Consider the following 20,075-nt stretch of genomic DNA (forward strand, 5'->3'; position numbering starts at 1 on the left):
TCCCGTAGTCATTCAATTTGGCCGTGCTGCGATTGGCATACCGGCAGGAGAAAATACCGATGAGAGGTTTTAAAGAGCCGAGCTTTCAGGACAGAGCTGCGGCCTCTTCCCGGGCGAAGGACAAGGCTCTGGAAAAGATGAAGGCCGCGCCCCAACCGGACGCTGCCGAATTGGCCGAACGGCTTGAACGCCGCGCAAAGCGTGAAGCGCTTGCCGCTGAAAAGAGCGAGAAAGCCCGGCAATTGCGCGAGGAAAAGCAGCGTCTGCTCGAGGAGAAGCGCGCCGAAGCGCTGCGGAAAAGCGAAAAGGCCGACGCTCCCAAGAAGACCGAGGCCGAGCAGAAGGCGGCGCGCGATGCGCGTTATGCCGCCCGCAAAAGCCGCAAGTGAATGCAGCTGAGCAATTTCGATGTCACCGCCTTCCTGAAGGATTACTGGCAACAAAAGCCGCTGCTGATCCGTTCGGCATGGGACTGCTGGACCAATCCGGTCGACCCTGACGAGCTAGCGGGCCTTGCCTGCGAGCCGCTGGTCGAATCGCGCATCATCACGCGCCGGGATCACGCGTGGGAGCTGGAACATGGTCCGGTGCCCGAAAGCCGCTTCGCCAAAGCGGGCCGCGATCCGTGGACGCTGCTGGTGCAATCGGTCGATCACCATCTGCCGAGCGTTGCCGCCTTGCTGGACCCGTTTCGCTTCGTGCCCAATTGGCGGATCGACGACGTAATGGTAAGCTATGCCGTCGATGGAGGCGGAGTGGGCGCGCATTTCGATCACTATGACGTGTTTCTGGTGCAGGGCCTCGGCCGCCGCCGCTGGGAAGTTGGCGCGCTGTGCGATGACGATACCGAGCTGTTGGCGCATGACGGTTTGCGTCTGCTCGCAGATTTCCAGGCGACCGAGGAATGGATCCTCGAACCCGGCGACATGCTTTACGTCCCGCCGCGCGTAGCCCATCGCGGCGTAGCGATCGGGGACGATTGCATGACCTATTCAATCGGCTTTCGCGCCCCATCGCGTGCGGAACTGATCGAGGCCTGGGCCGATGACATGATTCCCGATCTGTCGGACAGTGATCGCTATGCCGATCCGCACCTGTTGCAGCAGGACAATCCGGGTGAAATCAGTGCGGAGGCGCTTGCGCAGTTGCAGGCCATGATTGCCGAGACCCTGCTCGACAAGACCCGGTTTGCCCGGTGGTTCGGTCAATACAACACCACCCCCAAAAACCCAGAGATCGACTGGCGTCCGGAACACGCTGAAGACGCGGATGACGTTCAGCAGCGGCTGGCCGCCGGCATGACGCTGGTGCGCAATCCCGCCAGCCGGTTCTCGCTGATCCGCGAGACGGACACATCGCTTCTGCTGTTTGTGGACGGTCTCTGCATTGCGTGCAGTGATGACACGGCTCGGTTTGCCGAACGGGTTTGCGCCGAAACCGAGCTTGCAGTGCCTTCAAACAGCGCGCCCGCAACGCTGGAGGTGATCGCGCTGCTAGTCAACGCGGGCAGCCTCGCCTTCGAAGCCGAGGATTGACGCCCGCGCGGCTGACTAGACCGTGATTTCGGTGAATTCGCCGGGGGCGATCCCGGCAACGGTCCAGTCGCCGATCGACCAGCGCACCAACCGCAAGGTCGGCAGGCCGACCGCCGCCGTCATCCGGCGCACCTGCCGGTTGCGACCTTCGCGGATCGTGAGCTTCAGCCAGCTATCGGGGATCGACTTGCGCTCGCGAATGGGCGGATTGCGCGGCCATAATTCGGGCGGATCGATCCGCTCGGCTTCCGCGGGCAAGGTCATGCCGTCCTTAAGGCGGACGCCTTTGCGCAAAGCCGCCAAGGCCTCGTCCTGCGGTTCGCCTTCGACCTGAACCAGATAGGTCTTGGGCAGCTTGAACCGTGGGTCGGCAATCCGCGCCTGCAACCGCCCATCATCGCATAAAAGCAGGAGCCCCTCGCTATCGCGGTCGAGCCGACCGGCGGGATAGACATCCGGCACCGTAATGAATTCCGAAAGGGTCGCACGCACCGTCTCCGACCCGCGATCGGTGAATTGCGAGAGCACCCCAAAGGGCTTGTTGAACAGGATCAGCCGGGCCATGCCGGAGCCTATATCCGCAGGCAGCGAATTTGTCTCCAAGCCCCGGTATGCACCGTGCGGGGAGGCTGGCCTGCAAGCCTGCGGTGCGTTAATGGCCCGCGCTAGCAAGACGCGATTGGCGGCGTGCTGATTCTTTCTACCACTTCAGAAACAATGCACCGGCTAGCGGGGTTCTTGCGGTACTGGCCGCGGCACCCCTTGGCATCTTTTTCGCGAATGGAACGCTGATCGTGACTCTCCAAATCAACGTGCAGCTTGATTACTGGTTCGAGGCACCTTGCGATGTCCTGCTGCAAGTGGAGGCTGCCGCAATCGCCGGGCAGCGGATTGAGCAAGCGCATATCACGGTCACGCCGCATGACTATTTCGGCCGCGTCGCAGCGCAGGACCACATCGGTGAGCGCATCTGGCTTCGCACTGGCGGGCGGATGCTCGTGGACTATCAAGCCACCGTCACGATCGACCGCGGCCCCGTCGATTATGCGCTCCTGCCTGCCGTGCCGTTTCACCGTTTGCCAGGTGAGGCTGCCCCTTACCTGTTTCCCTCGCGCTACTGCCCGTCAAACCAGTTCGTCGATCTGGTGCAGACCGAATTCGGCGCGCTGGAGGGCGGCGCCAAGATCGCTGCGATGCGGGACTGGATTGCCGGGCACCTGTCCTATGTGCCGGGCTCCAGCAATTCGGATACGACCGCGGTCGACACCTTCCACGGCCGCGAGGGCATCTGCCGCGATTACGCGCATCTGATGATCACCTTCGCCCGCGCCGCCGACATTCCGGCCCGGATCGCCAGCGTTTACGCGCTCGGCGTGACCCCGCCTGATTTCCACGCCGTGGTTGAAGTGTTCCTCGATGGCGAATGGCACCTTGTCGATGCAACCGACATGGCCAAGGCGAGTGAAACCGTCCTGATCGGGGTAGGCCGCGATATTGGCGATGTCGCCTTCCTGACCGCCTTCGGGCCGCTACAGATGAACAGCCAGAACGTCACGGTTGCCGAAGTCAGCCCGATAGCTGCCGCCGATTGACCGCGCTTCAAGCATGCCAAGCGGCCACTTGTCTCGGTTTTGACGTCTGGGAAAGGCATGATGCGGTCGACTTTAAGGGACTGGCAATGCGTGGCGATGCACGATGCGCAGCCGGTGCTCGTTCGCGCTGTGTGATGCGTCAGAATAGTTGCATTTGCTAGCCCCGCGCAGGCTGGTGGTTTGGCAGAGATGCCTGTATCAGGTTTTGAATTCTGCTGTTTTGGGAAGAGAATTAATGCACGCTCCTATGTCCGCGGCCGCTGCGGACGCTGTTTCGCTGGAACCGCGAAAGCTGGTTTCGCAACTCAAGCCCTTCATCAAGCCACACACGGGGCGGAGCATTTGGGAGCTGGCGATTACTATCGTCCCGTTCCTCGCGGTGATTATCGGGATGCTGTTCGCCATCGACGCTGGCTATTACGCGGCGCTGGCACTGGCACCGGTGGCAGGGTTGCTGCTGCTGCGGGTGTTTATCATCCAGCATGATTGCGGGCACGGCGCCTTCCTCACCAAACGGGCCGGCAATGACTGGATCGGTCGCGCGCTCGGCGTGCTGACCTTCACGCCCTATGAATGCTGGCGCCGGTCGCACACGCTCCATCACGCGAACACCGGCAATCTCGACGCCCGCGGATTTGGCGATGTCGACACGCTGACGGTGAAGGAGTTTCAGGCGCTCAGCCCGCTGCAACGCTTCTTGTACCGCGCTTATCGCCACCCGCTGATTCTCCTGGGGGTCGGTCCGGCCTACCTGTTCCTGATCCGTCATCGCTTGCCGATTGGCCTGATGAAAGAAGGATCGATCTACTGGGTCAGCTCGATGGCGACCAATCTGGCGACCGCTGGTGTCCTTGCTGGCCTGATCTACGCCTTTGGCTTGGGGACGACGCTGCTGGTGGTGCTCCCGGCGCTGCTGATCGCTGCTTCGACCGGCGTCTATCTGTTCTACATCCAGCACCAGTTTGAGGATGCACACTGGGACCGGCGCGGGCATTGGACCTTCCATGAGGCAGCGGTGCGCGGCAGCTCCCACCTTGATCTGCCGCAGCCGCTACGCTGGTTCACCGCCAATATCGGCGTGCACCACGTTCACCACCTCGCGAGCCGCATCCCGTTTTATCGCTTGCAAGAGGTGCTGAAGGCCCATCCGCAGTTGCGTGATCTCAACCGCTTTACGGTGCCCCAAACGCTCAGCCCGCTGCTGTTGACCCTGTGGGACGAGGACAAGCGCAGGCTGGTCACCTTCCGGGAAGCCGCAGCGGGCTAAACCCGAGGCAGGGCGGGGCTACCCGCTTTGCCTGCGGTCAGGCGGCTTTGGTCGTACCTTCGCAGTCGGGCAAGCCGGGGACGGTGATAACCCGCTCTCCGCCGAATTCTTCGCGCACCACGATCAATCCGTTGCGCTCGAGATGGTCGAGCAAGCGGCGGATGCGGCTGGGCGAAGAGCTGCCATAGAGCCGCGCGAGCTCTTCCTCGTCCGGCATCGGCTCTCTTAGTACCTCGGCGACAAGCATGGCGAGATAGGGCGCGAGCACATCGTCATCCACGCCTGCGATCATTGCTTCGACCCTGTCACGCAGAGCGCCTTCGAGGCGGCTGAAGCCGCCAATTTCGCGGGCGAACATGCGGCGGAAGCGGGCAAGGTCGATCTGTGCGCTGGCGACACCCTGCTGGCGGCACCGGATCGCGAAATCGCGGAACAGAGCGGTCGCGGGCCGGAAGGTCGCGCCTTCGCTGAGCGCGAGTTCGCGCACCACATCCTCGGCGCTAGCTGCGGGCATGGCGGGCTCGGGCGGAGCGGCAGGCTTGGGAGCCGATGGGGTAACGTCTGTCAGCGGCACCGGCTTGGGCGCGAGCTGCAGGGGCGGCACTGCGCGCAGGGCTTGTTCAATATCAACTGCGGGGCGGGGCGCAGGCGGCGGACGACGGATGCCCGTATCGCTGACCGCTTCGGCCAGCCGATCGGTCAGCAGCGCCTCCATGGCGTCACCGTCGGCCTCCGGCAACGGAAGCAAACCGCCGCCGCCACTGCGGCCTCCAGTGCGGACCGGGCCGACATTGACGGCCACCGGACGGCGGCTGATCGCCGGGCCAAGCCCCAGAAACTGCCCGCGCTGCAAATCGCGTATCCGTTCAGCCTGACGCCGGTCCATACCGAGCAGGTCAGCCGCACGCTGCATATCGATATCCAGAAAGGTACGCCCCATCAGAAAGTTAGACGCTTCAGCCGCGACGTTCTTTGCCAGCTTGGCGAGGCGCTGGGTCGCGACAATCCCGGCCAGCCCGCGCTTGCGCCCGCGGCACATCAGGTTGGTCATGGCAGACAGCGTGAGCCGGCGGGTTTCATCGCTCATCTCGCCCGCGGCGGCAGGCGCGAACATCTGCGCTTCGTCAACCACCACCAGCGCGGGATACCAATGCTCCCTCGGGGCATCGAACAGTGCGGTCAGGAACAGTGCGGCGCAGCGGATCTGCTGCTCCACTTCAAGCTCGTCCAGCGTCAGTACGACCGAGGCCCGGTGTTGCCGTACCCTTCCGGCCAGGGCCTCGATCTCGCGCGGGGAATAAGCTGCGCCGTCGATCACGACATGGCCGAACGCATCCGCCAGCGTGACGAAATCGCCCTCGGGATCGATCACCACCTGTTGAACCTGCCCGGCGCATTCCTCCAGCAAACGGCGCAAAAGGTGCGACTTGCCCGAGCCCGAATTGCCTTGCACCAGCAGGCGCGTCGCGAGCAGTTCCTCAAGGTCAATCGTGACCTTTTGCCGCCCTGAATCCTGGCCGATGTCAATATGTGCGCTCACCCACAAGGGATTAGGGAGACGGCAGCGGCAGGCAAGGGCGGACGCCAGAGTTTTCCAGCGATTCGAACCCCTATCAGGCGCTCAGTACGTGCAGCTGGTAATATCCGAGCGGGCCGCGCCGGCTTTTCAGTCGAAGCCCTCGAGAATGGGCAATGCGGGCGGCGACAGCGGGCAAGGTGGTGCGCGGTTCGACGTGAAACTTCGCAAGCCACCCCCTAAGCAGAGTCTGGAAGGGGCCTGGCAGACCTTGGAGGTCACCGAAGTCAACGACGTGCAGCTCACCCGCATCCGCCAGTTGCCCCGCCGCGTGATCCAGTGCGCCTTCCCAATCGGGGATCATCGAGAGCGAATAGGACAGCACGATCCGTTCAAACGCCGGCTCTCGCAGCAGCGCCTGCGGATCGAACGAGCAGGCATCGCCTTCGCCCAGCTGTGCCTCAGTCCCCAGTGCCGCGCGGGCACTTTTCAGCATCTCGGCGGAGATATCGAGGCCGAACAAGCGCACCCCCGGCCACGCCTTTCCGACCTTCGCCAGATTGCGCCCCGTCCCGCAGGCAACCTCCAGCACCCGCATCCCGGGCCGCGCATCCAGCCCCGCAATCAGCGTATCGCGCCCGAACAGGTAGTACTTGCGCGTCAGGTCATAGATATGCCGCTGGCCGCGATAGACCTCGTCCATCAGCGCCGCGTGAGACGATCCTGCGCTCGCCATCACGCCAGCTCGTACACATGCACGCCGCCATAGATCGACGAACGATCGCGGCGGGTCAGGTCGGCGGAGGTTTCGTCGAGGTAACGCCATCGGCCAAGGATCGTGTCATCCAGACGGCCCGGCAGCAGGCTCGGCTCGGCAGCCGTGCGGAACAGCACCCGCGCGCCGGGGCGGCTGGCGCGGGTGATCTTGGCCCACAGGTCATCGAGCTGTGCGTTGTTCATCCAGTCCTGTGCGTCGAGCAGCACGAAGCGGTCCATGCTCGCCTCCTCGCGCCCGCCGATCCAGTCGACCATATTGGCGCGGGTGACGTCGAGCCGGTCAATCCGTTCCTTCATCACCTCCCAATTGGAACGTTGCAGATAGGGCGGCAGCGGCGCATCGGCCCCGCGGCTGTAGCCCCGCCCGAACGCCTGCCAGGCGAAGTAGTTGTCCTTCACCGCGAAATCGCAAGCGAGCTTTTCGAGACGGCGGCGTAGCACTTCGGCCATGCGTTCATCGCCCGCAAGGTGTTCGAACTGCGCGGGCGGAATGCCGAGGCCGAACAGGGAGGCGGGCTGATCGGTCAGCCAGCGGATGAACTTCTTCTCGAACACCGGGGCCAGCTCGCGCTCGAACACCTCGCGCTGTTCTTCCAGCGTTTGCGCTTCGAGCACCTTACTGAGATCGATCTTGTACAGCTTGGCAAAGACATGCGCCAAGCCGATGAAATTGCCGAGCAATCCCTTCCGATAAATCCCGCGCGTGAAGTACGAGATGCGCCGCCGCCCGCGGATGTCGCGCTGTTCCCAATAGGCGCGGCTGACCAGATCGAGGTGCGGCGCGATCATTGCCTTGTAGACCTCGGCGTTTTCCTTGTGATCGGCGTGGGCGAAGAAGCGGTGGAACCGCTCGTAATTGGGCAGATGCTTGATCGCTGCAATCTTGAGCCGCCCCAGCGCTACGTGCGCGTGGTTGAGATCGACTGCTGTGACGCTTTCCGGCCCTGCCGTCAGATAGGACAGCGCGTTGCAGCTACCACTGGCGATGCACATGATGCGGCTGCCCGGCTGGATGGCGAGGCCCTCGATATCGACCACCGGGTCTTCCCAGATCTGGGCATAGACCAGCCCCTTGAACGCCATCGCGAATGCCTTGTCGAGCAGCTTTTCGCCGACCTTTGCATCCTTTCGGACCACTGCATCCTCGATGATCCGCTTTGCCTGTGTCGCCATGGGGAGGGGGTGTCCTTACGTAACGTCAGGCGGTGGCCCTATGGCACTAGAGTGTCGGCAATGTGACGCTATCCACAGGCTAGTGGGTGTCGGTCAGCATTGCCGCATAGGCCGCGGGATCGGCATTGCCGCCGGTGAGCATGATCACCGTGTCTGCGTCCACCGGCACCCTGCCTGCCAGTGCCGCCGCCAGCGCCGCTGCGCCGCCTGGCTCGACCACCAGCCTGAGATTGGCGAAAGCGAAGCGCTGCGCCGCCCGCACCTCGGCATCGGTGACGGCCACGCCCGGTTCGGCCCGTCCGTGGAGCACTGCGAGGTTGATCGGCTTGGTTGCGAGCGGCTGGAGCGCGTCGCAGATCGTCTTGGGGGCGTCAGGTGCGGCAGGGACGATGGCTCCGGCGGCGAGCGACTGCCCGACCATGTCCCAACCCACCGGCTCGACCGGATGGATCGCACTGTCGGGTGCACCCAGCGCCAGCCCCGCCGCAAGGCCTCCGCCGCCGCAGCAGGCGATGATCCGCGAAGGCGCGCGGCCCAGTTGGGCGGCGATCTCGATCGCGGCGCTGCCTTGGCCCTCGATCACCCACGGATCGCCGAACGCATGGACCAGCGTCCCGCCCTGTTCCGCGATCAGCTGCGCTGCAACCGCATCGCGGTCTTCTCCGGGGCGTTGGTACAGCACCACCTCCGCGCCGAGCGCCTTGGTGTTCGCCAGCTTCACCTCAGGCGCATCATGCGGCATCACGATGGTCGCGCTCATCCCGAGCCGCCGCGCCGCCCAAGCCACGCCTTGCGCATGATTGCCCGATGACACCGCGACCACGCCCGCAGCGCGTTCTTCCGGCGACAGGCTCACCAGCCGCCACCATGCGCCCCTGATCTTGAAGGCGCCGATGGGTTGCAGCACTTCGGCCTTGACCCACGCCTGCACGCCGCCGATCTCCACCGGCAACAGCGGGGTGGGCGGCAGGATCGCAGCGACCGCATCGGCCGCTGCCAACACGCCGTCACGGGTGGGGTTTCGTTCAGTCACGCTGGCCTGCTCCTGTCTGTTGGAGACACATGAGACGCTGCCCTGAAGCAGAAAAGTGCTCCCCCGCAAAGCCCCTGTGGCGGCACGAAACAGGCAAGGGTCGGAGGGAGGGTGTCATCATCCGGTCAGCCTGCCCCATCATATCTCTGTAGGAAATGCGGATCATTTGTCCCCTCGGCTGCGTTGGGGTAGGGCGCGCGCAAGATTCGCATCACGAAAGGTTCCCAAAATGTCGGCAGCAAAATCCAGCACCGTCCTTGTTATCGGCGCGGGCGGGGTCAGCTCGGTCTGCGTCCACAAGATGGCGTTCAATCCGGACATCTTCCCCGAAATCCACCTCGCCAGCCGCACCAAGTCGAAATGCGACGCCATCGCCGCCAGCGTGAAGGAGCGCTGCGGGCGCGATATCGCGACCTACGAAATCGACGCCGAAGAAGTCCCGGCGATGGTCAATCTGATCCGCAAGACCGGTGCGGGCCTCGTGGTCAACCTTGCGCTGCCCTATCAGGATCTGCCGATCATGGACGCCTGCCTTGAAGCGAGCGTCGATTACCTCGACACGGCGAATTACGAGCCCAAGGACGAGGCCAAGTTCGAGTACCATTGGCAGTGGGCCTATCAGGATCGTTACAAGGACGCAGGCCTGATGGCATTGCTCGGTTCGGGCTTCGATCCGGGCGTGACGAGCGTCTTCACCATGTGGCTCAAGAAGCACAAGCTGAAGACGATCCGCCAGCTCGATATCCTCGACTGCAACGGCGGCGATCACGGCCAGCATTTCGCCACCAACTTCAACCCGGAAATCAACATCCGCGAAGTGACCGCGCCCGCGCGTCATTGGGAAAACGGCGAGTGGGTGGAAACCCCGGCGATGTCGAACAAGGTCGCGTTCGATTTCGAAGCGGTCGGTCAGAAGAACATGTACCTGATGTATCACGAAGAGCTGGAAAGCCTCGCGAAGTTCGTCCCCGAACTGGAGCGCGCGCGGTTCTGGATGACTTTTGGCGATCAGTACATCACGCACCTGACCGTGCTCCAGAACGTCGGCATGACCTCGATCGAGCCGGTGCGCTATCAGGGCAAGGACATCATCCCGCTGCAATTCCTCGCCGCCGTGCTGCCCAAGCCTGAAACGCTGGGCGAGACCACCAAGGGCAACACCAACATCGGCGTAATCGCCACGGGCGAAGCGCTGGATGGATCGGGCGAGAAGACGTTCTACATCAAGAACATCTGCTCGCATGAGGCAGCTTACGAGGAAACCGGCAATCAGGCGGTCAGCTACACCACCGGCGTCCCCGCCATGATCGGCGCGGCGATGGTGGTGCGCGGTGACTGGCAGGGCGAGGGCGTGTTCAACATCGAACAGCTCGACCCCGATCCGTTCATGGCCATGCTGAACGCGCACGGCCTGCCGTGGACAGTCGAGGAAATGGCCGGGCCGGTTGGGTTCTAGTTTGTTCCGGTTCACGCGATGACGCAAAGAAGTTGCACCCGGACGAAATCGAGCGCCTTGCCCGCATCGTTGTCGATTGTGTGTTCCATATCCACAATGTCCTAGGACCTGGTCTGCTGGAATCGGCATATGAGGCGTTGATGGCCGAAGCACTTCGCCAGGCTGGGCTCAATGCGCGTCGCCAAGTCAACGTTCCGCTGACATACAAAGGCGTTGTCGTAGACAACGCATTCAAGATTGACCTTTTGGTTGAAGAAAGCCTGATCGTCGAATTGAAATCGGTCGAAAAGCTTGCGCCGATCCACGGGAAGCAACTCTTGACGTATTTGCGGTTGACCGGTTTGCCGCTTGGGCTGCTGATGAACTTCGGGCAAGCGATGTTCAAAGATGGCATAAGGCGGGTCGTCAATAATCATCGCGGTGGTCGCAGCACCGACTGACCTCTTCGCGTCTTTGCGTGATACGAAACGGAGCAAAGCTCAAAAATGCAAACCAAAGCCGGTGATCCGGGCGCTTTCGCCCATTTCGATCTGTCGCGCGTCGATAGCCCCGCTTTCGTCGTGGACGCGGCCAAGCTGCGCGCCAATTGCCGTGTGCTGGCCGAGGTGCGTGATGCCGCTGCGGCTGACGGCGCAGACATCAAGGTGTTTGCGGCGCTGAAGGCGTTCTCGATGTGGTCGGCCGCGCCGATCATCGGCGAATATCTCGATGGTGTGTCCACCTCTGGCCTGTGGGAAGCACGGCTCGCGTCCGAATTCTACGACGGCGAGATCGCGACCTATTCCGCCGCCTTCAAGCCTGAGGAGCTGGAGGAAATCTGCCGCCTGTCCGATCACGTGATCTTCAATTCGCCGTTCCAGCACGAACGTGCGCGCCTGATCCTTGATCACGCGGCGGCCAACGGCGCGAAGGTCAGCGTCGGCCTGCGGATCAATCCACAGGTGCCCACTGGCGAGGTCGCCAAGTATGACCCCAGCGCCCCCGGCTCGCGGCTCGGCTTTCCGCTCGACCAGCTGACCGAGGAGCACATGGAGGGCGTAGAGGGCATCCACTTCCATAACCTGTGCGAACAGGATTTCGAGCCCCTGAAAGCCACATGGGACCGGGTGTTCGACGTGATCGAACCGTTCTTCGGGCAATTAAAGTGGATCAACATGGGCGGCGGCCACCACATCACCCGCGCGGATTACCAGCGCGAGGAATTGGTCGAATTCCTCAAGGATGCGGCCGAGGATACCGGCTGCCAGATCATCCTCGAACCGGGTGAAGCGGTTGCGCTTGATGCGGGCATTCTGGTCGGCACGCTGCTCGACACCATGTTCAACGAGGTGCCGGTCGGCATCACCGATATCAGCGCCACCTGCCATATGCCCGATGTGCTGGAAGCGCCGTACCGCCCGGCGATGCTCGGCGAAATCGCGGACGAGGACATGATCCCGATCCGCCTCGGTGGCCCGTCATGCCTCGCGGGCGACGTCATCGGCGATTACATCCTGCCGGTGCCCGCCGAGCCCGGCGCGCGCTTCGCCTTCCTTGATCAGGCGCATTATTCGATGGTCAAGACCAACACCTTCAACGGGGTTGCCCTGCCATCGATCTGGATGTGGGATTCCGAAACGGACGCGCTCGATTGCATCAAGCGGTTCGATTACGCCGATTTCCGCGACCGGCTCAGCTAAAGTCGCTTGCGGGCGGAAGGTCGCCGCCGGCTACCCGCCCACGTTCGTTCTGGTTGATGGCCAGCGCGAGGCCTGAGATTGCGCTGAATTGCCGCTGGGCGCGTTCGGCGTTGGCGCGGTCGGCGCTGGCGTCCATCGCGCCGCTTTCGAACATATTGTCCGCCTCGACCGCGATGATCACCTCGCCGCGGGTGAACAGAGCGCGCAGCTCCTGCGCCTCAAACGCGCTTTCAAGTTGCAGCAGGTGCTCGATATAGGTGGGGTGGACCAGCACCCGCGCTTCGACCTGATCGTCGCTATAGAGCGCGAAGACGTCGCCAAACGCCGGGTGCACCTGATCGACCCGGTCGAGCCGGTGGCCATCAAAGCTGACATGATCGCTCGCCCCGCCAAGCCCCAGCCACTTGCGATGCTTGCCGGCGCGTTCGAGCAGCGTGGTGGAGTGGAAGCTGCGGCCGAACCCCATGTGGATCACCGGACCGCGAAACACCGTCACCCAGCGGCGGTTCTTGCCCGACCCGCGTTGTTCTTCGAGGTGGGTTTCGTAAAGGTTGAAGTCATGGCCCTGAAGATTGCCGTACCAGCGATCTTCAAAGCTTGACCGGTCATAGCCCGGCACGAGGCCATAGGTTCGCGCAGCCTCGAACTCGGCGCCCGGTTCGACCTCGTGGGCATAGGCGACGCCGAAGCTGGCTGCGATGGCGGAGTTGATCCCGATCTTGATCGCCTGCTTGGCGGCGTCGATTGGGCGGTAGCCCCACCACCCGATCAGCGCGGCGGCGGCGAGCGTGGCGAATAGCCGAAGCTCGACGTCGATGGCAGGGCCGAACCACAGGAATGCAAGCACCGGCAAGGCAATCGCCGCGCCCCACGTCCAGCGCGAGGCTGCCTGCTTCTTCGCGCCTTCGCGCATGTCCGCCTGTCCGGCGAGCCATTGTTCCAGCCCGCCCTGCATCAGGCCTTCGATCCCGTTGCGCATTGCCTCTCCCGCGCGATTCTTTAATCAGTGTCAGCACAAATGGGGCCATCTGGTAAAGGGGATGACAATGAATTTGATCGGCTTGGTGGCGATTGGCGTGGTTGTCGTAGGGGTGCTGATGGTGATCGGCATCTACAACAATCTGGTCGGCCTGCGGCAAAGCGTGCGCCAGGGCGTCGCCGATATCGACGCCCAGCTGCGTCAGCGCCACGATCTGATCCCCAATCTGGTCGAGACGGTGAAGGGCTATGCCGGACACGAATCGGCGACGCTCGAAGCGGTGATCGCGGCGCGCAACGCGGCGGCGTCAGGCACGCCGGATTCGGGGAGCGAGCAGCAGTTGCGCGGTGCGCTCGACAATCTGCTGGCTCTGGGGGAAGCCTATCCCGATCTGAAGGCCAGCGCGAACTTCCAGTCGCTCCAGAGCGAGCTCGCCGATGTCGAGGACAAGCTGGCCGCCGCCCGCCGGGCGCTGAACGCGGCGGTGGCGCGTTTCAACGGTGCGCGCGAATCCTTCCCGGCGGTGCTGTTTGCGAGCAGCCTTGGTTTCGCCGAAGCCGATTTCCACCGGCTCGACGCGAGCGAACAAGGGACGGTCGATAAGGTTCCCAAAATCGGCTTCTAACGCGAAAAAAAGGCGGATTTCCGTCACATTTCGGTCGTGCTTGGTGGGGTGTCTTCGAAAAGAAACATTTCACCCCGCCGGGGTGCATTTTTCGTTTGCAATATCCCCCCCAAGCCCTAATTGCGCCCTTCCGCTGCCCCAAGGGGACTTCCAAACCGCAAGGCAGCTTGTCGTTTTATGGTTTTCAAAAACCGTTTTGGGGGTCCCTTGAGTTGCACATTTATCCCGACGCACTGGCTGTAGTCCGCGACCTTCGCCCGGACGAACCCGTCATCCTCAACCGCCCGCACGCCGCGCGGCGCGCCGCTCGTTACTTCGTCGAGAAGTTTCCGGGTAAGGTGCTGTACGCGGTCAAGGCCAACCCTGCGGCCGATCTGATCAGCGTGCTCTGGGATGCCGGGGTGACCCACTTCGACGTCGCTTCGATCACCGAAGTGCGATTGGTGCGCGGCATCCTGCCGGATGCTGTGCTGTGCTTCATGCACCCGGTGAAGACCCCGGCGGCAATCGCGGAAGCCTATTTCGACCACGGCGTGCGTACCTTCAGCCTTGATACTGTCGAAGAGCTGGAAAAGATCATCGACGCCTGCCGCAACCGCGAAACGGGTGAGGCCCCGCGCGATTTGCGACTGTGCGTCCGGCTGCGCGTGTCGTCCGAGTATTCGGAGCTGAGCCTCGCGTCGAAGTTCGGCTGCGATCTGATCGAGGCACCCGCGCTGCTGCGCGAAGCCCGCCAGCATTGCGACTGGCTGGGCGTGTGCTTCCATGTCGGCAGCCAGGCGATGACGCCGTTTGCCTTCGTGCAGGCGCTGGACCGCACCCGTGCGGCGATTGCCGAGGCATCGGTGGTGATCGACATGATCGACGTCGGCGGAGGCTTCCCGAGCGCCTATCCGGGCCTCGAACCGCCGCCGATGGAAGATTACTTCGCGATCATCGCCAAGCACTTCGAAAGCCTACCGATTGCCTACAACGCCGAGCTGTGGTGCGAACCCGGCCGTGCGCTGTCGGCCGAGTACTCCTCGATGATCGTGCAGGTGAACAAGCGTCGCGGCGAGGAGCTTTACATCAACGATGGCGCGTACGGCGCACTGTATGATGCGGCGCACGTCGCATGGCGTTTCCCGGTGAAGGCGCTTGAGGACGATCTGATCGAGGACGAGGAAGACTTCGCCTTCTACGGCCCGACCTGTGACGACGCCGATTACATGAAGGGCCCGTTCCGGCTCCCGGCTGACATTCAGGCGGGCGATTACATCGAGATCGGGATGCTCGGCGCTTACGGCGCGGCGATGAAGACCGGCTTCAACGGCTATGGCAATGCCCAGGTCGTGACGGTGCAGGACGAGCCGATGATGAGCCTGTTCAACGGCACCCGCAAGCGCGAGGCGACCGATAACGTGGTGAGCCTGCGCTGACTTTTTCCCGCCGCCCCGCCTGACAAAGGCGGGGCGGCGGCCTTCCATTTCCTGCCATCTGCGTCACCCCGGACTTGATCCGGGGCTTGGCTTGCCTTTTTCGAACTTCGATCAGGACGAGCCAAGCCCCGTGTCACGCACGGGGCGACGGGAAGGGCACAAACAAAAAACGGCGCGGGAATTGCTTCCCGCGCCGCTTTTTGTGTTAGGTCAGAGCGTTCCTTAGAAGACCTCGAAGAGACCAGCTGCCCCCATGCCGCCACCGACGCACATGGTGACGACGACATACTTGGCGCCGCGGCGCTTGCCTTCGATCAGCGCGTGGCCGGTGCAGCGGGCGCCGGTCATGCCGTAGGGGTGGCCGATCGAGATCGAGCCGCCGTTGACGTTGAGGATGTCGTTATCGATCCCCAACGTATCGCGGCAATAGAGCACCTGCACCGCGAAGGCTTCATTCAGCTCCCACAGCCCGATGTCGTCCATCTTCAGGCCGGTCTGCTTGAGCAGCTTGGGGATCGCGAAGACCGGGCCGATGCCCATCTCGTCAGGTTCGGTGCCCGCGACCGCCATGCCGACATAGCGGCCGAGCGGCTGGAGGCCCTTTTGTTCGGCCAGCTTGGCTTCCATCAACACCGCAGCGGACGAACCGTCCGACAGCTGCGAGGCGTTGCCCGCGGTGATGTTCATGCCCGGGCCCATCACCGGCTGGAGGCTCTGGAGGCCTTCCAGCGTGGTTTCGGGGCGGTTGCCTTCGTCCTTGGTCAGCGTGAATTCGCGCTGGCTGACTTCCTTCGTCTCCTTGTCCATCACGTTCATGGTGGTGGTGACGGGGACGATTTCGGCGTCGAACTTGCCTGCGGCCTGCGCGGCGGCGGTGCGCATCTGCGACTGATAGGCGTATTCGTCCTGCGCATCGCGGCTGATGTTATAACGCTTGGCCACCGTCTCGGCGGTTTGCAGCATCGGCATGTAGACATTGCCGTGCATCGCGAGCAGCGACTTATCCATCGCGACGCGCATTTCCGGGGTCTGCACCATCGAGATCGAGTCCTGACCGCCGCCGACGACGATATCCATATTGTCGACGATGATCTGCTTGGCAGCGGTCGAAATCGCCATCAGGCCGGATGAGCACTGGCGATCAATGGTTTGGCCCGAGACGCCAACCGGGCAACCGGCGCGCAGGGCAACCTGGCGGGCGATGTTGCCGGCCTGCGTGCCCTGGGTGAGGACCGCGCCCCACACCACATCGTCGATCGCGCCCGCTTCGATCCCGGCGCGTTCAATCGCGGGGGCAAGGCTGAGCGCTCCAAGCGTGGCGCCGGGGGTGGCGTTGAAAGCGCCCTTGTAAGCACGGCCAATTGGTGTGCGGGCGGTGGAGACGATGACTGCGTCACGTGCCATGTTGGGGGTATCCTTTATCCTGAGCCCCAACCGTCATCCCGGCGAATGCCGGGACCCAGTGACGGTGAGGGCGGAGTTTGCAGCTCTGGGCCCCGGCCTGCGCCGGGGTGACGATGCGTGCTAGATTACACGAAGTATTGCGTAATCCACTCGCAGATCAGGGCGGGCTTTTCCTCGCCTTCGATCTCGATGGTGATCTCGCAGGTCTGCTGCCACTGACCGGGGCGCTTTTCGACCATTTCGGTGAGCTTCCAGACGCCGCGGATGCGCTTGCCCGCGCGGACAGGGGCGATAAAGCGCGTCTTGTTGCCGCCGTAGTTCACGCCCATCTTCACGCCGTCGATGCGCGGGGCGCCGCCCTGGGCACCGAGATAGGGGATCATCGACAAGGTCAGGAAGCCGTGCGCGATGGTCCCGCCGAACGGGGTCATCTTGGCCATCTCTTCGTTGACGTGGATGAACTGGTGATCACCGGTCGCCTCGGCGAACTGGTTGATGCGTTCCTGGCTCATTTCGGCCCATTCGCTGGTGCCGATAACTTCGCCGACCTTGGCGGCCAATTCCTGCGGGTTCATGGGGGCTCCTCCTCACATTTTGCCGGCGAGATCCCGTGCCCGCCGTGCTTGTCCGTGGGCGGCTTCATGGCGCAACACAAGGGGGAGCGCAACGCTCTGATCTATGCCGCTACGGCACCGCCCATCTTGGCTGCGATGGCCTGCTTGCGAGAGACGCTGCGCTCCAGCAACCCGCGCGCCGAATCGATCCGTGCGCAATAGGTGTTGAGCCCGATCTGAAGGCCGACCAGCATCAGCATCACTGGCTGATAGGCAATCCCCTGGAAGGTCGCGCCGACGAGATAGATCAGCGCCCCCATCTGCAAGGCGGCGGCAAGCGGCGAAATCCAGCGTTCGGCCTCGGCCTCGACATTCTTCCAGCGGCGCTGGATGCGCTCCATCTGCCACAACCCGATCAGGTGGAGCGAAATCCAGATGATCAGGCCCGGCCAGCCCTGTTCGCCCAGCATCTCGAAGAACGAGGAGTGATAGGCGCGGCCCTTGTCCTCGACCGGCTGATAGGTCACCGTGGTGGTGTTCCTGTCGGTTGTTTTGACCGGCATCACATAGTTGAACTTGTTGCCGCGGAAGGCATCGAACCCGCCGCCCAGCGGTTTCTGCGCGACGTAATCGATGGTCCATTCCCACACCGCTATCCGGGTCGATGCGCTTTCATCGCCGCTCGGTTGGGCGAGGGTGGACATGCGCTCGTAATAGGATTGCGGGAGGAAGGGCAGGGCGGTCAGCCCCAATACGCCTGCGCCCGTAATGAACAGAAAGCGCTGCTTGGTGTAGCGCAGCATCAGCACAGCCAGGGCGGCGATGCACAGGAGGCCGGTGCGCGCCTCGGTGCCGATCGGCACCAGCAGGGCCGCAAATGTCAGCGCGGCGGCGAAGACCGTTACCGTCCAGTGCCGCGGGAAGATCGTGCCGTGCTTGACGAACCACCACAGCATCGGGATCAGCCCGATCGCGACCGTCGCCAAGGTCGAGCTTTCGTAGATCCCGCTATTGTCGTCGACGAAGAAGTTGAGTTCGCCATAGCCGCCGCCACCGGTCACCACTTTCAGGCCCGTCGCGATCACGATCATCGCCACGGTCAGCAGCAGCGAGAGCGCAAGCCCCTCGATCCGCGCGCGGGTGGTGAGGGTGAGGGGGAGGAAGATCGCAAACAACAGCGCCTTCCACACCCAGTCCCACTTGGTCGCGGCCTCGACCGGGAAATCGGCATGGCCCGTTGTCCAGAAGCAATAGACGAGTAGCAGCGCCATCAACCCTTGTCTCAAGGTGAAGCGCGCGCCTTCCTTGCGGTCGAGCGCGACCCAGCCGCCGAAAGCCGCGGCAAAGGCGATCAGCGACACCGGCAGGCTGGCAATCGCGGAATAGCCGATCCGCTGCGGGGCGAGGATGTCGATATAGACATAGAGCAGCACCCACAGGAACGGGCGCCGGAGACCGAGCACCAGCACGTATCCGATGAAGGCAAGGAAGACGAGATCAAGCATTGGCGGGTGGGTCGCCTTCGGCTTCGTCGTGTCCGGCCGTCTTGGCGCGCCGTGCGGCGTTGCGGCCCGCAACGCTGGTCGCCATGCGGTTGCCTTCGGTCTCGGCTTTGAGTTCGCCGATCAGCGGGTCGGCGTCCAACCCGTCGCGCAGCATCAGGCGCAGCAAGGCGATGGCCAGCAGGCCATGTCCAAGAGCAAGCGCGAAATAGTCGATCATAGGTCGGGCGGGTCCAGACGGCGGGGTCTGTGCTGCTTTACGCCCCTCCAGTTGACGCGGCGTTAAGCACGCCTGCGATAGATGGATGCGCATGACCCGCGTTCTGCATGTGCTCGATCATTCGCTCCCGCTCCACAGCGGCTACACCTTCCGCACCCGCGCGATCCTGAAAGCGCAGGAGGGGCTGGGGTTGGAGGTGCGCGGGATCACCGGGCAGCGCCATAATCTCCAAGCAGTGCTGAACGGCTCGCCCGAAGAAGCGGACGGGCTGACGTTCCACCGCACGCCCGGCACCCCGTCCGGCCCGCCGCCCTTGCGCGAGATGGGCGAGATCGAAGCGCTCACCGCGTCGATCATCGCGCTTGCTGATGAATGGCGCCCCGACATAATTCATGCCCATTCGCCCGCCCTGTGCGGCGCAGCAGCGCAGCGGGCGGCGCGGGCGCTCGGCATTCCCTTCGTCTATGAAATCCGCGCCTTTTGGGAAGATGCTGCGGTTGGCAATCTCACCGGCACCGAAGGCAGCATCAAATATCGCCTGACCCGCGCGCTCGAAACCCAGGTCGCCAAGGCGGCGGACGCACTGTTCACGATCTGCGAAGGGCTGCGGCAGGATCTGGCAGAGCGCGGCATTCCCGACAGCCGGATTCATGTGATGCGCAATGGGGTCGATCTTGACCTGTTCGGCGACCCGCCCCTGCGTGATGGCGTGCTGGCGGCCGACCTCGGGATTGCCGATGGCGCGCCGGTGATCGGCTATATCGGCAGCTTCTATGCCTATGAAGGTGTCGATGATCTGATCGCCGCGATGCCGCTGCTGCGCCGTTCGCACCCCGATTCGCGGCTGCTGCTGGTGGGCGCGGGGCCGATGGACGAAAGCTGGCGCGCTGCGGCGGCGAAGCTGCCCGAACCCGAGGCGGTGATCTTCACCGGGCGCGTGCCGCATGGCGCGGTTGAGCGCTACTATTCGCTGGTCGACGTGCTCGCCTATCCGCGCAAGGCGCAGCGCCTGACCGATCTTGTCACGCCTCTGAAGCCGTTGGAAGCGATGGCGCAGCGCCGGTTGGTGGCCGCGTCCAGCGTGGGTGGGCACCGCGAGCTTATCACCGATGGCGAAACCGGCACGCTTTTTGAGCCCGATGATCCGGCCGCCTGCGCCGCCGCGCTCGCCCGGTTGCTCGATGCGCGGGAAGGCTGGGAGGCGATGAAGGACCGCGCCGTTACCCATGTGCGCACACGCCATGACTGGGCTGCCAATGCCCGTGATTATCTCTCTGTTTACCATCTGTTGCTAGCCCGTAACCAGAGCGGCGCTGCGGGGCGCATGGCCGCTATGGCAGGATGA

20 protein-coding genes are annotated in these 20,075 nt (G+C 63.4%); 10 read left to right on the forward strand and 10 right to left on the reverse strand.

Features of this window, described 5'->3' with window-relative positions; genetic code table 11:
* Positions 1–59 precede the first annotated feature (59 nt).
* A complete protein-coding gene (locus GRI59_RS08205) occupies positions 60–389 on the forward strand; it encodes a DUF6481 family protein (protein ID WP_160760733.1) in 330 nt (109 codons plus the stop codon).
* The gene (locus GRI59_RS08210; protein ID WP_160760734.1) at positions 390–1,535 is read left to right on the forward strand and encodes a cupin domain-containing protein; all 1,146 of its coding nucleotides are present in this window, start codon (positions 390–392) and stop codon (positions 1,533–1,535) included.
* 15 nt (positions 1,536–1,550) lie between these two features.
* Here GRI59_RS08210 and GRI59_RS08215 read toward each other — a convergent pair whose 3' ends face one another.
* On the reverse strand, positions 1,551–2,099 hold the full coding sequence (locus GRI59_RS08215) for a pseudouridine synthase (RefSeq protein ID WP_160760735.1): 549 nt from the start codon (positions 2,097–2,099) through the stop codon (positions 1,551–1,553).
* A 230-nt stretch (positions 2,100–2,329) separates the two neighbouring features.
* Here GRI59_RS08215 and GRI59_RS08220 point away from each other — a divergent pair, with 230 nt between their 5' ends.
* Complete coding sequence (locus GRI59_RS08220; RefSeq protein WP_160760736.1) at positions 2,330–3,127, forward strand: transglutaminase domain-containing protein; 798 nt, start codon at positions 2,330–2,332, stop codon at positions 3,125–3,127.
* A 247-nt stretch (positions 3,128–3,374) separates the two neighbouring features.
* Positions 3,375–4,394 (forward strand): fatty acid desaturase, encoded by a 1,020-nt coding sequence (locus GRI59_RS08225; protein ID WP_160760737.1) that lies wholly within the window; start codon positions 3,375–3,377, stop codon positions 4,392–4,394.
* Between the two features lie 37 nt (positions 4,395–4,431).
* On the opposite strand, the gene GRI59_RS08230 is transcribed toward GRI59_RS08225, so the two are convergent.
* The 4 genes from GRI59_RS08230 to GRI59_RS08245 form a co-directional block, all read right to left on the reverse strand.
* On the reverse strand, positions 4,432–5,934 hold the full coding sequence (locus tag GRI59_RS08230) for a helicase HerA domain-containing protein (RefSeq protein WP_160760738.1): 1,503 nt from the start codon (positions 5,932–5,934) through the stop codon (positions 4,432–4,434).
* Positions 5,935–6,007: 73 nt separating this feature from the next.
* Positions 6,008–6,646, reverse strand: a complete 639-nt coding sequence (locus GRI59_RS08235) for a class I SAM-dependent methyltransferase (RefSeq protein WP_160760739.1) — start codon at positions 6,644–6,646, stop codon at positions 6,008–6,010.
* Entirely contained in the window at positions 6,646–7,860 is a 1,215-nt protein-coding gene (locus GRI59_RS08240) for a BtaA family protein (RefSeq protein ID WP_160760740.1), read from the reverse strand. The genes GRI59_RS08235 and GRI59_RS08240 overlap by 1 nt, the downstream gene beginning before the upstream one ends.
* Before the next feature lie 79 nt (positions 7,861–7,939).
* Entirely contained in the window at positions 7,940–8,893 is a 954-nt protein-coding gene (locus GRI59_RS08245; RefSeq protein WP_160760741.1) for a pyridoxal-phosphate dependent enzyme, read from the reverse strand.
* Between the two features lie 229 nt (positions 8,894–9,122).
* On the opposite strand from GRI59_RS08245, the gene GRI59_RS08250 reads away from it, so the two are divergent.
* From GRI59_RS08250 to GRI59_RS08260, 3 genes are read left to right on the forward strand one after another with little or no spacing between them, the layout of a single operon-like run.
* A complete protein-coding gene (locus tag GRI59_RS08250) occupies positions 9,123–10,349 on the forward strand; it encodes a saccharopine dehydrogenase family protein (protein WP_160760742.1) in 1,227 nt (408 codons plus the stop codon).
* A 32-nt stretch (positions 10,350–10,381) separates the two neighbouring features.
* Positions 10,382–10,789, forward strand: a complete 408-nt coding sequence (locus GRI59_RS08255) for a GxxExxY protein (RefSeq protein ID WP_160760743.1) — start codon at positions 10,382–10,384, stop codon at positions 10,787–10,789.
* A gap of 45 nt (positions 10,790–10,834) precedes the next feature.
* A complete protein-coding gene (locus GRI59_RS08260; protein WP_160760744.1) occupies positions 10,835–12,028 on the forward strand; it encodes a carboxynorspermidine decarboxylase in 1,194 nt (397 codons plus the stop codon).
* On the opposite strand, the gene GRI59_RS08265 is transcribed toward GRI59_RS08260, so the two are convergent.
* Complete coding sequence (locus GRI59_RS08265; protein ID WP_160760745.1) at positions 12,021–13,007, reverse strand: DUF3137 domain-containing protein; 987 nt, start codon at positions 13,005–13,007, stop codon at positions 12,021–12,023. The two genes, GRI59_RS08260 and GRI59_RS08265, sit on opposite strands and share 8 nt — an antisense overlap.
* Positions 13,008–13,074: 67 nt before the next feature.
* Between GRI59_RS08265 and GRI59_RS08270 the strand changes: the two genes are divergently transcribed.
* Both GRI59_RS08270 and GRI59_RS08275 read left to right on the forward strand, forming a co-directional pair.
* The gene (locus tag GRI59_RS08270; RefSeq protein ID WP_160760746.1) at positions 13,075–13,632 is read left to right on the forward strand and encodes a LemA family protein; all 558 of its coding nucleotides are present in this window, start codon (positions 13,075–13,077) and stop codon (positions 13,630–13,632) included.
* Between the two features lie 212 nt (positions 13,633–13,844).
* Positions 13,845–15,050: a type III PLP-dependent enzyme domain-containing protein gene (locus GRI59_RS08275; protein WP_160760747.1), complete on the forward strand. Its 1,206-nt coding sequence runs from the start codon at positions 13,845–13,847 to the stop codon at positions 15,048–15,050.
* A 222-nt stretch (positions 15,051–15,272) separates the two neighbouring features.
* Here GRI59_RS08275 and GRI59_RS08280 read toward each other — a convergent pair whose 3' ends face one another.
* The 4 genes from GRI59_RS08280 to GRI59_RS08295 all read right to left on the reverse strand — a co-directional run bounded on the left by GRI59_RS08280 (position 15,273) and on the right by GRI59_RS08295 (position 18,730).
* A complete protein-coding gene (locus GRI59_RS08280) occupies positions 15,273–16,454 on the reverse strand; it encodes an acetyl-CoA C-acyltransferase (protein ID WP_160760748.1) in 1,182 nt (393 codons plus the stop codon).
* A 125-nt stretch (positions 16,455–16,579) separates the two neighbouring features.
* On the reverse strand, positions 16,580–17,029 hold the full coding sequence (locus GRI59_RS08285; RefSeq protein WP_067401388.1) for a MaoC family dehydratase: 450 nt from the start codon (positions 17,027–17,029) through the stop codon (positions 16,580–16,582).
* Between the two features lie 101 nt (positions 17,030–17,130).
* A complete protein-coding gene (locus tag GRI59_RS08290; RefSeq protein WP_160760749.1) occupies positions 17,131–18,513 on the reverse strand; it encodes a DUF5935 domain-containing protein in 1,383 nt (460 codons plus the stop codon).
* On the reverse strand, positions 18,506–18,730 hold the full coding sequence (locus tag GRI59_RS08295; RefSeq protein ID WP_160760750.1) for a hypothetical protein: 225 nt from the start codon (positions 18,728–18,730) through the stop codon (positions 18,506–18,508). Before GRI59_RS08295 ends, GRI59_RS08290 begins: the two co-directional genes overlap by 8 nt.
* 91 nt (positions 18,731–18,821) lie before the next feature.
* Between GRI59_RS08295 and GRI59_RS08300 the strand changes: the two genes are divergently transcribed.
* Positions 18,822–20,075 (forward strand): TIGR04063 family PEP-CTERM/XrtA system glycosyltransferase, encoded by a 1,254-nt coding sequence (locus GRI59_RS08300; protein ID WP_160760751.1) that lies wholly within the window; start codon positions 18,822–18,824, stop codon positions 20,073–20,075.

This window comes from Erythrobacter ramosus, assembly GCF_009828055.1.
In the GTDB taxonomy this organism is placed as follows: Bacteria; Pseudomonadota; Alphaproteobacteria; order Sphingomonadales; family Sphingomonadaceae; genus Erythrobacter; species Erythrobacter ramosus.